The organism is Extensimonas perlucida, from assembly GCF_007655255.1.
Lineage (GTDB): Bacteria > Pseudomonadota > Gammaproteobacteria > Burkholderiales > Burkholderiaceae_C > Extensimonas > Extensimonas perlucida.
Map to the genome: position 1 here is coordinate 148516 of NZ_VMYE01000005.1, position 12855 is coordinate 161370.

General features: G+C 67.0%; 11 protein-coding genes. 6 read left to right on the forward strand and 5 right to left on the reverse strand.

Features of this window, described 5'->3' with window-relative positions; translation table 11 throughout:
• Positions 1-35 precede the first annotated feature (35 nt).
• The 4 genes from FK527_RS06765 (at position 36) to FK527_RS06780 (ending at position 6086) form a co-directional block, all read left to right on the forward strand.
• Positions 36-1604 carry an alkaline phosphatase D family protein gene (locus FK527_RS06765; protein ID WP_144731444.1) on the forward strand — a complete coding sequence of 523 codons (1569 nt, stop codon included), beginning with the start codon at positions 36-38 and terminating at the stop codon, positions 1602-1604.
• A gap of 96 nt (positions 1605-1700) precedes the next feature.
• A complete protein-coding gene (locus FK527_RS06770; protein ID WP_144731447.1) occupies positions 1701-3398 on the forward strand; it encodes an ABC1 kinase family protein in 1698 nt (565 codons plus the stop codon).
• A 216-nt stretch (positions 3399-3614) separates the two neighbouring features.
• The gene (locus FK527_RS06775) at positions 3615-4232 is read left to right on the forward strand and encodes a TRAP transporter small permease subunit (protein ID WP_144731449.1); all 618 of its coding nucleotides are present in this window, start codon (positions 3615-3617) and stop codon (positions 4230-4232) included.
• Between the two features lie 21 nt (positions 4233-4253).
• A complete protein-coding gene (locus tag FK527_RS06780) occupies positions 4254-6086 on the forward strand; it encodes a TRAP transporter large permease (RefSeq protein ID WP_144731452.1) in 1833 nt (610 codons plus the stop codon).
• Positions 6087-6184: 98 nt separating this feature from the next.
• On the opposite strand, the gene FK527_RS06785 is transcribed toward FK527_RS06780, so the two are convergent.
• The 4 genes from FK527_RS06785 to FK527_RS06800 form a co-directional block, all read right to left on the reverse strand.
• Positions 6185-7267, reverse strand: a complete 1083-nt coding sequence (locus FK527_RS06785; protein ID WP_144731455.1) for a TRAP transporter substrate-binding protein — start codon at positions 7265-7267, stop codon at positions 6185-6187.
• A 138-nt stretch (positions 7268-7405) separates the two neighbouring features.
• Positions 7406-9310 carry a 1-deoxy-D-xylulose-5-phosphate synthase gene (gene dxs, locus FK527_RS06790; RefSeq protein WP_144731458.1) on the reverse strand — a complete coding sequence of 635 codons (1905 nt, stop codon included), beginning with the start codon at positions 9308-9310 and terminating at the stop codon, positions 7406-7408.
• 95 nt (positions 9311-9405) lie between these two features.
• Positions 9406-10359 carry a polyprenyl synthetase family protein gene (locus tag FK527_RS06795; RefSeq protein ID WP_144731461.1) on the reverse strand — a complete coding sequence of 318 codons (954 nt, stop codon included), beginning with the start codon at positions 10357-10359 and terminating at the stop codon, positions 9406-9408.
• On the reverse strand, positions 10356-10601 hold the full coding sequence (locus FK527_RS06800; RefSeq protein ID WP_144731464.1) for an exodeoxyribonuclease VII small subunit: 246 nt from the start codon (positions 10599-10601) through the stop codon (positions 10356-10358). Before FK527_RS06800 ends, FK527_RS06795 begins: the two co-directional genes overlap by 4 nt.
• Positions 10602-10812: 211 nt before the next feature.
• Here FK527_RS06800 and FK527_RS06805 point away from each other — a divergent pair, with 211 nt between their 5' ends.
• Together FK527_RS06805 and FK527_RS06810 are read left to right on the forward strand one after the other, a co-directional pair.
• Positions 10813-11103 carry a nucleotidyltransferase family protein gene (locus FK527_RS06805; protein ID WP_144731467.1) on the forward strand — a complete coding sequence of 97 codons (291 nt, stop codon included), beginning with the start codon at positions 10813-10815 and terminating at the stop codon, positions 11101-11103.
• Positions 11100-11459, forward strand: a complete 360-nt coding sequence (locus FK527_RS06810; RefSeq protein ID WP_144731470.1) for a HepT-like ribonuclease domain-containing protein — start codon at positions 11100-11102, stop codon at positions 11457-11459. The genes FK527_RS06805 and FK527_RS06810 overlap by 4 nt, the downstream gene beginning before the upstream one ends.
• Before the next feature lie 282 nt (positions 11460-11741).
• Here FK527_RS06810 and FK527_RS06815 read toward each other — a convergent pair whose 3' ends face one another.
• A complete protein-coding gene (locus FK527_RS06815) occupies positions 11742-12830 on the reverse strand; it encodes an XdhC family protein (protein ID WP_144731473.1) in 1089 nt (362 codons plus the stop codon).
• Positions 12831-12855: the final 25 nt, after the last annotated feature.

Here is a 12855-nt window from a genome sequence, read left to right on the forward strand (position 1 = left end):
CCTCTCCAGTGGAAGCCGCACGAAAGGAGGTACCCATGAACCTGCACCGCCGCACTTTCCTGCAGTCCGCGAGCCTGGCAGCAACGGCCGCGACCCTGCCGCGCTGGGCCTGGAGCCTGGGCCCGGCGCTGCAACACGACCCGTTTCGCCTGGGCGTGGCCAGCGGCGAGCCCACGGCCGATGGCGTGGTGCTGTGGACGCGCATCCTGCCCGACGCAGAGCCCGATGCCCTGCAGGGGCCGCTCACCGTGCACTGGGAGCTCGCGCACGACGCGGCTTTCAGGCGCATCGTGCAGCGTGGACAGGCGCAGGCCTGGCCCGCACTCGGCCACAGTGTGCACGTGGAGCTGCAGGGCCTGCAGGCCGATCGCTGGTACCACTACCGCTTCATGCTCGGCGACGCCGTGAGCGCCACGGGCCGCACGCGCACTGCCCCCGCCGACGCGCAGCTGCCCGCGGCCTTGCGCCTGGCGTTTGCGTCCTGCCAGCGCTGGGAGGACGGGCACTACGCCGCCTGGCGGCACGTCTGCGCAGACGCGCCCGACCTGGTGCTGTTCCTGGGCGACTACATCTACGAAAACGCCATCGCTGCGGACAGCACCGGGCTTGCCCGGACGCACGCACTGCCGCGGGCGCGCACCCTGGCCGACTACCGCGCGCGCTACGCCCTGCACAAAAGCGACCCGGCGCTGCAGGCGGCGCACGCGGCCTGCCCCTGGGCCGTGGTGTGGGACGACCATGAGGTGCAAAACGACTATGCGGCCGACCAAGGCAGTCTGGATGCGTCCGCCTTCGTAGCGCAGCGCAACGCCGGCTGGCAGGCGTTCTACGAGAACATGCCACTGCGCGCCGCGAGCATGTTGAGCTCGGAATTTTCTTCGCTGCAGATCTACCGCCGCCTGCGCTGGGGGCGGCTTGCGCAGCTGCACCTGCTCGACAACCGCCAGTACCGCCACTGGCAGGCCTGCCGCAGGCCGGGCACACGCAGCGCGGGCGCCGTGCAGTCCGCGGATTGCCCTGAACTTGCCGACCCGCAGCGCAGCCTGCTAGGCACGGCGCAGGAGCACTGGCTGGATGCGGGCCTGGCGGCAGATGCGCAGCGCGGACACACGCAGTGGAGCGTGATCGCGCAGCAGACGCTGTTTTCGCCGCGCCGCTACCCCACGGGCCTGCAGTCCACCGACGGCTGGGACGGCTACCCGGCGGCACGCGCGCGCCTGCTGCAATCGATTGCCCGCCATGCGCCGCGCAACACCGTGCTGCTGGGCGGCGACATCCACCAGAACTACGTGTGTCAGGTACAGGAGGACACCGCGCCCGATGCCCGTAGCGCGCCGCGCGTGCTGGCGAGCGAGTTCTGCGGCACTTCGATCAGCTCGCGCAGCGGCACCACGCAGGCCCGGGTGGACGCGATCGCGCGCCACAACCCGCACGTGCTGTTCGCGCGCTGCGAGCAGCGCGGCTACGGCCTGGCCGACATCACCCCCGGGCGCTGGACGACTTCGCTGCGCGTGCTCGACGATGCGATGGACGCGGACAGCGGCGTCAGCACCCAGGCGCGCTTCGTGGTCGAAGATGGCCGGGCCGGTCCCGTGGTCGCCTGATACTATATTTATGATATCTTGTTACGCAGATAATACGGGCACAAGGGGCCGAAATCACTCATTTTTCGGCGCGGCCACACGCCGGTCTCTTCCGCCATGCTGCTAGAAACCCTGGAAGCCGCACGCGATCTGGGACGCCTCAGAGAAATCCTGGGCGTGCTGGTGCGCCACGGTTTTGGCGACACGGTGCGCCGGCTTGGGCTGGCGAACACGCTAGAGCGTGCAGGTGCCAGGCTGCACTGGCAACCACCCACGGACCTGGCGCGGCTCGAGCCGCCCGTGCAGGTGCGCCTGGCGCTCGAGGAACTGGGGCCGACCTTCGTCAAGTTCGGGCAGATCCTCGCGGCGCGCGCCGACCTGTTCAGCCCGCCGTGGATCGCCGAATTCGAAAAACTGCACAGCAACGTGCCCGCGCTGCCGCTGGACGCGCTGCGCTCGCAGCTGCGCGCCGACCTCGGCGGCGAGCCCGAGGAAGTGTTCGCGCACTTCGACCCCGAGCCGCTCGCCGCCGCGTCGATCGCGCAGGTGCACCGCGCGCGGCTGCACGACGGCACCGAGGTTGTGGTCAAGATACGCCGCCCCGGCATCGCCGAGGTCATCGAAGCCGACCTGCGCCTGCTGCAACGCCTGGCCACGCTCGCCGAAGCCGAGCTGCCCCACCTGCGGCCCTTTCACCCGCAGGAGCTGGTGCGCGAGTTCGCGCGCTCGCTGCGGCATGAGCTCGACCTTGCAGCCGAATGCCGCAACGCCGAGCGCATCGCAGCGAACCTCGCGGCGCTGCCCTACATCCTGATCCCGCGCGTGCACTGGCGCTACACCGGCGAGCGCATCAACGTGCAGGACTTCATCGCGGGCGTGCCCGGCAACGCGCTCGAGCAGCTCACGCCAGAGGCCGGTTTCGACCGGCAGCTGCTCGCGCGCCGCGGTGCGCTCACCGTGCTCAAGACCATCGTCGAGGACGGCTTTTTCCATGCCGACCCGCACCCCGGCAACGTGTTCTACCTGCCCGGCAACCGCATCGCCTTCATCGACTTCGGCATGGTCGGGCGGCTCTCGCAGCGCCGGCGCGACGAGCTGCTGCACTTGCTGCTGGGGCTCGTGGAGCCGCAGCCGCCCACGGTGGCCGAGGTCTTGCTCGACTGGACGAGCAACGCGCACACGGTGAGCCTGGCGCAGCTCGAGACCGAGATCGAGGCTTTCGTCGATCAGTACCAAAACGTGCCGCTCGCGCAGCTGAGCCTCGCGCAGATGCTCACCGACGTCACCGCGATCCTGCGCACGCACCGGCTGGGCCTGCCGTCCGATCTGGCGCTGCTCATCAAGGCCTTCATCACGCTCGAGGGCATGGGCCGCGGCCTCGACCCGGACTTTCACATGGCGGCCGAGGCCGAGCCGCTGCTGCAACAGGTGGCGCGGGCCCGCTACGCACCGCGCGCCGTGGGCCGGCGCGCCTGGCAGGCGCTGCGCCGCAGCCTGGCCACGCTGGAGCACCTGCCAGACGACCTCACGCGGTTGCTGCGCAACGCGCGGCGCGGGCGTCTGCAGGTGAACGTGGAGGTCGCGCACCTCAAGCGCGTGGGCGACCAGATCGACCGCTCGGCCAACCGCCTGGCCATGGCGCTGGTGATTGCCGCGCTGATCGTCGGCTCGTCCATCGTCATGACCGTGCAGGGCGGCCCTACGCTGTTCGGGCTGCCGGCCTTCGGCTTTCTGGGCTTCATCGCGGCCGTGGTCTGCGGCCTGTGGCTGGTGCGCGCGATCTGGCGCAGCAGCCACCGCGGCGATGACGAGTGAGCCCGAGTGAGCCCGCCACGAGTGAATCCGCCTGCTCGGCCACGCGGGCCGGGCAGGCACGTGCATCCTCAGGGATAACACCGCCACCGCGCCACCTGCATGGCGCGTACAGTGCTTCGTGCAGCGCTTCGTACAATGGCGGGTTTGTCCCACCGAGCCCCCTACGCCCATTGATCGATGGGCCGGGCTCGTGCACCGCCTTACCAAGGAGACAGCATGCAGGCATTGCTCAAATTATCCAAAGCGATCGACTGGCTCAACGCCCAGGTCGGCAAATACGCCATCTGGCTGATTTTTGCCGCCACCCTCATCAGCGCGGGCAACGCGGTGGTGCGCAAGGTGTTCAACTACAGCTCCAACGCCTGGCTCGAGGTGCAGTGGTACTTGTTCGCCTGGTCGTTTCTGGTGGCCGCGGGCTACACGCTGCTGCAGCGCGAGCATGTGCGCATCGACGTGCTCAACAGCCGCCTGCCCAAGAAGGTGCAGGTGTGGATAGACATTCTGGGCTTCGCCTTTTTCCTCACGCCGCTGTGCGTGGTGGTGCTGTACCTCAACATCCCAATGGTGATCGAAAAATTCCAGTCGGGTGAAATGTCGGCGAACGCCGGCGGCCTGGTGCGCTGGCCCGTGTGGCTCGCATTGCCCGTGGGCTTTGCCTTGCTGCTCTTGCAAGGCTGGTCGGAGCTGATCAAGCGCATTGCCTACCTGCGCGGCCAGGGGCCCGACCCGATGGGGCGCGTGGGCGAGAAATCCGCCGAGGAAGAACTCGCCGAAGAGCTGCTGCGCGCCACCCAAAACAAAGACACCGCGCCCGCTGCCGGCGGCGCTCGCTGAACACCGGCAGGAGCCACCACCATGGAATTGTTGACCGCCAACTTCCCGCTGTTCATGTTCGCGGGGCTGATTCTCTTTTTGCTGCTGGGCTTTCCCGTGGCCTTCAGCCTCGGGGCCTGCGGCCTGTTTTTCGGCCTGATCGGCATCGAGCTCGGGGTGTTCCCGGCCTCCATCGTGGCCTGGCTGCCGCAGCGCCTGATCGGCATCATGGCCAACGATACGCTGCTGGCCGTGCCCTTTTTCACGCTCATGGGCCTGATTCTGGAGCGCAGCGGCATGGCCGAGGACTTGCTCGACACGGTGGGGCAGGTGTTCGGCCCCGTGCGCGGTGGGCTCGCGCTGGCCGTGATCTTCGTCGGCGCGCTGCTCGCGGCCACCACGGGCGTGGTTGCAGCGTCGGTCATCTCCATGGGCCTGATCTCGCTGCCCATCATGCTGCGCTACGGCTACAACCGCCCCGTTTCAGCGGGGGTGATCGCGGCCTCGGGCACGCTGGCGCAGATCATCCCGCCGTCGCTGGTGCTGATCATCATGGCCGACCAGCTGGGCCGCAGCGTGGGCGACATGTACAAGGGCGCCTTCATTCCAGCCTTCATCCTGGTGGGCATGTACGTGCTGTTCGTGGTGGGTCTGGCCATTTTCCGCCCCGCGATGGTGCCCGCGCTGCCGCCCGAGGCGCGCACCTACCGTGAGCCCAACGGCAGCAGCGGCTACCCTTCGCTGTTCGTGGTGCTCGCCATTTCGGCAGCGGTGGCAGGCGCCATGGCGCACTACATGCCCCAGTTGCACAGCTGGTGGCAGGGCCAGGCGGTCGATGCCGTGCCGACCGACGAAAAAGTCGTGGTCGCCATGTGCGGCGGCGTGTTCGTGGCCTGGCTGATCGCCCTGATCAACCGTCTGCTCAAGCTCGGCCTGCTGTCGCGCCTGGCCGAGCGCGTGACCTTCGTGCTGATTCCGCCGCTGCTGCTGATCTTCCTCGTGCTGGGCACCATCTTTCTGGGCGTGGCCACGCCCACCGAAGGCGGGGCCATGGGCGCGGTGGGCGCGCTGATCATGGCCGCGCTGCGCGGGCGCATGAGCTGGTCTTTGCTCAAGCAGGGGCTGGTATCGACCACCAAACTGGCTTCGTTCGTGATGTTCATCCTGATCGGCTCCACCGTGTTCAGCATGGTGTTCCAGGCCGCAGACGGACACAAGTGGGTGGAGGAGCTGCTGCGCAACCTGCCTGGCGGGCAGGTAGGATTCTTGATCTTTGCGAACGTGGTGGTGTTTTTCCTCGCGTTCTTTCTCGACTATTTCGAGCTCTCTTTCATCGTCGTGCCGCTGCTCGGGCCGGTGGCGGACAAGCTGGGCATAGACCTGATTTGGTTTGGCGTGCTGCTTGCGGTGAACATGCAGACCTCGTTCATGCACCCGCCCTTCGGCTTTGCGCTGTTTTTCCTGCGTTCGGTAGCGCCCGAAAAACCCTACATGGACAAGGTGACCGGCAAGCGCATGGAGCCCGTGACCACCATGCAGATCTACAAGGGCGCGATTCCCTTCGTGTTGATGCAGCTGGTGATGGTGGGCGTGCTGATCGCCTTCCCGGGCCTGGTGACGGGCAGCCTGGACGCGCAGGTCAAGGTCGACATGGACGCCGTGGGCGCCGAGATGCGCGACAGCCTGGAAGGCAGCAGCGGCTACGGCACGGGCGACGACGCCGCTGCCACGCCCGATATGGATGCCGCCAGCCAGGGTGCGCCGGCACCCGACGCCGCAAGCCCCACCGAGCCCAGCCCGCCCGATGCACAGGGCTATGGTGCAGAAGGCGAAGACCCCATGAAGGCCATGAACGATGCGCTGAAAAAGAAATAGCGCGCGTTGGTTTTGGACACAAAAAAGCCGCGATTCGTCGCGGCTTTTTTGTTGCGCAGCTGCTGGAGGTGAGCCCCCCAGCAGCTATTGAGGCAGCCTCAGATCTTGACGGTGTTCATGTACTGGTTGTACGGGAACTCCGAGAAGCGGTTCCACAAAATCTGGTCGCGCTGGAAAGCGCGCATGTCATCGTAGATTTTCTTGAATTCGGGCGACTTGGCACGGTGCTCCTCATAGACCTCCATGGAAGCCTTGAAGCCTGCGTCCATGACCGGCTTGGGGAACATCTTGAGCTTGGTGCCGCTGGCCACGAGGCGCTTGAGCGCCTGCGGGTTCAGGGCGCCGTACTTGGCGGTCATGTCCGCAGCCGCGACGGCACCGGCCGCCTTGACGATGGCCTTGTTTTCGGCCGAGAGCTTTTCGAAGGCCTTGTTGTTGATGAAGAACTCCAGGTCGGCGCCGCCTTCCCACCAGCCGGGGTAGTAGTAGAAAGGCGCGACCTTGTTGAAGCCCAGCTTTTCATCGTCGTAGGGGCCGACGAATTCGGTCGCGTCGAGGGTGCCCTTTTCGAGCGCCTGGTACACATCGCCTGCGGGCATGCTTTGCGACACCACGCCCAGCTTGGCCATGGCTTCACCAAAGATACCGCCACCCAGGCGCATTTTGAGCCCCTTGAGGTCGGCCGGCGTCTTGATTTCCTTGCGGTACCAGCCGCCCATCTGCGTAGTGGTGTTGCCGGCGCTCATGGTGCGGAAGTTGTATTTGGCAAAGAAGGCGTCGAGCAGCTTGCGGCCGTTGCCGTGGTCTTTCCAGGCGCTCACTTGCAGCGTGGTCAGACCAAAGGGCACGGCGCAGCTCATCGAAAAGATAGGGTCCTTGCCGGCGAAGTAATACGCGGCCGTCTGCGCCATTTCGATCGTGTCTTTTTCAAGCGCATCGACCACGCCGAACGCCGGCATCAGTTCGCCCGCCGGGTGCACGGAAACCTCGAACTTGCCACCCGAGAGTTCCTTGACGGTTTGCGAAAACTTCTCCGCGCTGCCGAAGATGGTGTCGAGCGACTTCGGGAAGCTCGACGCCATGCGCCAGCGCACTGCCGCCTGGGCGTGCACTGCCGGCGCTGCGCCTGCAGCCAGCACGCCGGCGATACCGGCATTTTTGATCAAGGAACGACGATCCATGGGTTTTCTCCTGAGTAAAACATGGGCTGCACGCCGCGCTCCAGCCCCCGAAGCGTTCATTGTAAAAATATGCTGCCCATACCGATTACGGGAAAACCCCTGTTTTCACCCCGAAGCAGCATGCATGGCATTCCACCTTCACACCTGCGCAGGCAGGTCGAAGCGCTCCCGCACGCTGCGCTCTATGCCTGCCGCATCGAGCCCCTGCAGCGCAAGCAGCTTGGCCGGGTCGCCGTGTTCGATGAAGCGGTCGGACAGGCCCAGCTGCAGCACGGGCCGCAGCAGGCCCGCGGCGTTCAGCGCCTCGGTGACGGCGCTGCCCGCGCCGCCCATGATGGCGCCCTCTTCCACGGTCACGAGCGCGTCGTGGCTCGCGGCGACTTCGAGCAGCAATTCCTCGTCGAGCGGCTTGGCCCAGCGCATGTTGACCACGGTGGCGTCTAGCGCCTCGGCAGCCTGCAGCGCCGGGTACAGCAGCGTGCCGAACGCGAGGATGGCGATGCGCGGCGCGGTCTCGGGCGCCTCGCCCGCGTGGCCGCGGCGCAGGCGGCGGACTTCCCCTTTGCCGAAGGGCAGCCCCTCAAGATCGGGCAACGGCGCCACCCCCACGCCCGCGCCGCGCGGGTAGCGCACGGCCACGGGGTGGTTCTGCGCATAGGCGGTGCTCAAAAGCTGGCGGCACTCGCGCTCGTCGGCCGGGCACGCGAGCGCCATGTTGGGGATGCAGCGGATGAAGGCGATGTCGTAGGCGCCCGCATGCGTGGGGCCGTCGGCGCCGACCAGACCCGCGCGGTCGAGCGCGAACACCACGGGCAGGTTTTGCAGCGCCACGTCGTGGATCATCTGGTCGTAGGCGCGCTGCAAGAAGGTGGAATAGATCGCGACCACGGGCTTGAGCCCTTCGCAGGCCAGGCCCGCGGCAAAAGTGACGGCGTGCTGCTCGGCGATGCCCACGTCGAAATAACGCGCGGGAAAGCGCTGGTGGAATTCGACCATGCCCGAGCCCTCGCGCATCGCCGGCGTGATGCCCACCAGGCGCTCGTCCTGCGCCGCCATGTCGCACAGCCACTGGCCGAACACCTGCGTGAAGGTCTGGCGCGGCGCCACCGCGGGCGGCACCAGGCCCACGGCCGGGTCGAACTTGCCCGGGCCGTGGTAAGCCACGGGGTCGGCCTCGGCGAGCTTGTAGCCCTGGCCCTTCTTGGTCACCACGTGCAAAAACTGCGGGCCTTTGAGCTCCTTGATGTTTTCCAGCGTGGGCAGCAGCGAATCGAGGTCGTGGCCGTCGATCGGGCCGATGTAGTTGAAGCCGAATTTTTCGAACAGCGTGGCCGGCACCACCATGCCTTTGGCCTGCTGCTCGAAGCGCTTGGCAAGCTCGAGCAGTGGCGGCACGGGACGCAGCACGGTCTTGCCGACGTTTTTCGCCGCAGAGTAGATATGTCCGCTCATGAGCTGCGCGAGGTAGCGGTTCAGCGCGCCCACGGGCGGGCTGATGCTCATGTCGTTGTCGTTGAGGATGACGAGCAGGTCGGCCTCGGCCACGCCCGCGTTGTTCAGCGCCTCGAAAGCCATGCCCGCGGTCATGGCGCCGTCGCCAATCACGGCCACGCAATGGCGCTGCTCACCCTCGAGTTTGGCCGCGATCGCCATGCCCAGTGCCGCCGAGATGCTGGTGCTCGAATGCGCGGTGCCGAAAGCGTCGTAGGAGCTTTCGCTGCGCAGCGGAAAGCCCGAGATGCCGCCGAGCTGGCGCAGCGTGGCCATGCGCTCGCGCCGGCCCGTGAGGATTTTGTGCGGGTAGGTCTGGTGCCCCACGTCCCACACCAGACGATCGTGCGGCGTGTTGAAGACGTAGTGCAGCGCGATGGTCAGCTCCACCGTGCCGAGGTTGGAGCTCAGGTGCCCACCGGTCTTGGAGACGCTGTCGAGCACGAAGGCGCGCAGTTCGGTGGCCAGGCGTTTGAGCTCCGCGCGCGGCAGGCGGCGCAGATCGGCCGGGTTGTCGATGGTCTGCAGCAGAGCGTAGGGTGACTGGGACATAGACTACTTTTTCAATAGCTGCTTGCGCTTGTGGGATGGGCGCTAGAGCCCGATTTTGTACGAATATTCAAGGGGCTGCCATGGTGCCTGTGCATTCAGTGGGAGCGGCATACCACCATGTCGGCGAGCGCGGCGAGGGCGCGGGTGTCGGGCAGGCCGCTCGCGGCGAGCGCAGCATGCGCCTCGGCCCATAACTGCTGCGCCTGCGCGCGTGCGCCTTCGAGGCCAAGCAGCGAAACGTAAGTTGGCTTGCCGTGCGCGGCGTCCTTGCCGGCGGTCTTGCCCAGCGTGGCCGAGTCGGCGGTCACGTCCAGAATGTCATCGACCACCTGGAAAGCCAGACCCAGCGCAGCGCCGTAGCGCGCGAGCGCGGCCCCCGCGGGCGCCTGCAAAGCCATCGCAGCGGCCGCGCCCATGCGCACACTGGCCTGCAAGAGCGCGCCGGTCTTGAGCTCGTGCATGCGGCGTAGCTGCGCAAGGTCGAGCGTGCGTCCCACGCTCGCGAGGTCTATGGCCTGCCCGCCCGCCATGCCTGCAGAGCCCGCAGCGCGTGCGAGCAGGCGGCACAGCGCGGCTTGGACTTCGGCCAGAGCAGGCGCGTCGTCGGGCGTGAGCAGCTCGAAGGCAAATGCCTGCAGCGCGTCGCCCGCGAGCAGCGCCAGCGCCTCGCCGTATTGCACGTGCACCGTGGGCTTGCCGCGGCGCAGCACGTCGTCGTCCATGCAGGGCATGTCGTCGTGCACGAGCGAATAGGCGTGGATCAGCTCCACCGCGCAGGCCGCACGCAGCGCCATGTCTTCGCGCGCGCACTGCGTCACGGCGTCATGGGGGGCTGCGCCGCTGCGCACGGCCTCGAAGGCCGCGCGCACGAGCAATGCACGCAGGCGCTTGCCACCGCCGAGCACGGCGTAGCGCATGGCTTCACCCAGACCATCGGGCGCCTCCACGCCCACCCACTGCGACAGCGCCCGCTCCACGCGCGCGAGCTCGGCGCGGCTCCAGGCGTCGAGCGCAAATTCGGCGGCGGTGGCGGTTTGCACGCGGCTCATTCCTGTGTCCAGGGCTGGAGCTGGCCGTCGTCGAGCACCTTGATCTGCTCCTGCACGGCTTCGAGCCGGGCGCGGCAAAACGCGAGCAGCGCCGCCCCGCGCTGGTACGCCGCGAGCATGTCGTCGAGCGGCAGTTGCCCGGACTCGATGCGCGCCACGAGCTGTTCGAGCTCGGCAAGCGCGGCTTCGTAGCTCGCGGGCATGGCTTCGGAAGATGAAGCGGTAGGAAGGTCCTGGGGCATGGGCAAGAAGAGGCTGGGCGGGATGAAAAGGCGATTCTAGACCGCAGCCAATGCTTGGAATTCCACCATGGATTGCCTATCATCCGGCGAATTCAAGATCGTTTGGTCAGACACCTGCCATGGCAATCCCCTGTGGGCTGCCGCCGCCCCAGCGCGCCCCCCCGGAGGATTGCACTGCAATGCTACGTTTCGTTCCCCAAAAAGGATGCCCATGCGCCCGTCCATTGCACTCGAGATGAAACGAAGCGCGGTGCGCGCAGCGGTGCGCCACTTTCGCACGGCGAACCCGCGCGTTTTCGGCTCGGTGCTGCGTGGCACCGATCAGGACGGCAGTGACCTCGACCTGCTGGTCGATGCGCTTCCCGGAACCACGCTATTGGACTTGGGCGACCTGCAAGAAGAGCTGCAAGCCCTGCTCGGCGTGGATGTCGATGTGCTGACCCCTGGCGACCTGCCACCAACATTCCGGGACAAGGTGCTCGCGCAGGCGCAGCCGGTATGAGCGAAAAGCATCGCTTGCCCGACTACCTCGACCACATGCTGCAAGCCGCGACCGATGCCTGCAGCTTCGTAGAAGGCTTCGCCAAAGAGGACTTCCTCGCAGACAAGCGCACGCAGCAGGCCGTCATCATGAGCCTCGTCATCATTGGTGAGGCCGCGACCCAGGTGATGGAGCGTCATGCCGAGTTCACCCAGACGCACGCTCTGGTTCCGTGGCGTGCCATGCGCGGCATGCGCAATCGCATCGCACACGCTTACTTCGACATCAACCTCGATCTGGTGTGGGATACCGTGCAAACGGCACTGCCGCAATTGCGCGAGCAACTCGCCACCGTGCGCCAAGATGCTCCGCCATAAAACGCCATGGGCCGCTCGGCATCGGCCAGAAAGCCGCCGTCCGAATGAGGTGTTCGATGGCGCCGACGCCGCCCATTGGATGAAACCCGACCTAGGAGCCTGTCGGACTTTGGAATCGTCGGCTGCGAATGCGCCGCAGCGGCCCATTCTTACCGTCTTCTTGCCCCATAGCACCACTATGGGGCGGCGAATCCGGCAAAAACTGGTCTCGCTGGGGCGCATTCTCGCTATCGACGCCCAAAGTCCGACAGGCTCCTCGGATTCTCGGCGGCAGTCTGACGCTCACACCCCGCAAACCTGCCCGCCCGCATCGTTGTGCGCGAGCTCGCGCAAATCCTTGGCTTGCGCCACTTCGAGGTCGCGCGGCAGGGTGACGCCGTTTTTCACGGCCAGGATTTCGGCCATCACGCTCACGGCGATCTCGGGGGGTGTCTTGCTGCCGATGTAGATGCCGATCGGGCCGCGCAGGCGGCGCAGGCTCTCTTCGGTCTGGCCGAAGTGCTCGATCAGGCGCGCGCGGCGTGCGGCGTTGTTGCGGCGCGAGCCTATGCCGCCGATGTAGAAAGCCTCGGTCTGCAGCGCCTCGATGAGCGCGAGGTCGTCGAGCTTGGGGTCGTGCGTGAGCGCGACCACGCAACTGCGCCGGTCGGGCTTAAAGGCCTGCACCACGTCGTCGGGCATGTCGGTCACGAGCGTGGCGCCGGGCACCTGGAAGGCGCTGCGGTATTCCTCGCGCGGGTCGCAGACCGTGACGGCAAAGCCGCTGAACAGCGCCATGGTGGCAAGGTATTCGGCGAGCTGGCCCGCGCCGATCAAGAGCATGCGGTAGCCGGGGCCGAAGGTGTTGGTGAGCTGCTGCGCGTCCAGCGTCAGCGCGGCGGGTGCAGCGGCGGGCGTGAGCGTGACCGCGCCGTCGGCCAGGCGCACGCTGCGCTGCACGAGCCGCCCCGCGTCGAGCGCGGCGATCAGCTCACCCAGCGGCTCGGGCGCGGGGTCGTATTCGAGCAGCAGCTCCAGCGTGCCGCCGCAGGGCAGGCCGAAGCGGTGCGCCTCGTCGGCGCTGATGCCGTATTTGACGAACTCAGGCGCGCCGGGCGCGATGCGGTGCGGGTCTTGCCTCTGTTGCGGCGCTGGCGCCTGCGCCGCTGCAGGCCGCTGGTAGCGGCTGGTGTAGCGCGCGATGAGGTCGTCTTCGATGCAGCCGCCCGAAACCGAGCCGACCACCGCGCCGTCTTCGCACAGCGCCATGATCGAGCCCACGGGCCGCGGCGACGAGCCCCAGGTGCGCACCACCGTGGCCAGCAGCGCATGCCGGCCCGCTGCGCGCCAGCCGTGCAGGCTGCGCAGCACCACGAGATCGAGGTTTTCCATCGTTCGCTCCTTCACTCACGCATTT

Bases quoted from the DNA above. Each gene is read 5' to 3' on its own strand.
- FK527_RS06765 (WP_144731444.1), top strand. From the start codon at position 36: ATGAACCTGCACCGCCGCACTTTCCTGCAGTCCGCGAGCCTGGCAGCA.
- FK527_RS06770 (WP_144731447.1), top strand. From the start codon at position 1,701: ATGCTGCTAGAAACCCTGGAAGCCGCACGCGATCTGGGACGCCTCAGA.
- FK527_RS06775 (WP_144731449.1), top strand. From the start codon at position 3,615: ATGCAGGCATTGCTCAAATTATCCAAAGCGATCGACTGGCTCAACGCC.
- FK527_RS06780 (WP_144731452.1), top strand. From the start codon at position 4,254: ATGGAATTGTTGACCGCCAACTTCCCGCTGTTCATGTTCGCGGGGCTG.
- FK527_RS06785 (WP_144731455.1), bottom strand. From the start codon at position 7,267: ATGGATCGTCGTTCCTTGATCAAAAATGCCGGTATCGCCGGCGTGCTG.
- dxs (WP_144731458.1), bottom strand. From the start codon at position 9,310: ATGTCCCAGTCACCCTACGCTCTGCTGCAGACCATCGACAACCCGGCC.
- FK527_RS06795 (WP_144731461.1), bottom strand. From the start codon at position 10,359: ATGAGCCGCGTGCAAACCGCCACCGCCGCCGAATTTGCGCTCGACGCC.
- FK527_RS06800 (WP_144731464.1), bottom strand. From the start codon at position 10,601: ATGCCCCAGGACCTTCCTACCGCTTCATCTTCCGAAGCCATGCCCGCG.
- FK527_RS06805 (WP_144731467.1), top strand. From the start codon at position 10,813: ATGCGCCCGTCCATTGCACTCGAGATGAAACGAAGCGCGGTGCGCGCA.
- FK527_RS06810 (WP_144731470.1), top strand. From the start codon at position 11,100: ATGAGCGAAAAGCATCGCTTGCCCGACTACCTCGACCACATGCTGCAA.
- FK527_RS06815 (WP_144731473.1), bottom strand. From the start codon at position 12,830: ATGGAAAACCTCGATCTCGTGGTGCTGCGCAGCCTGCACGGCTGGCGC.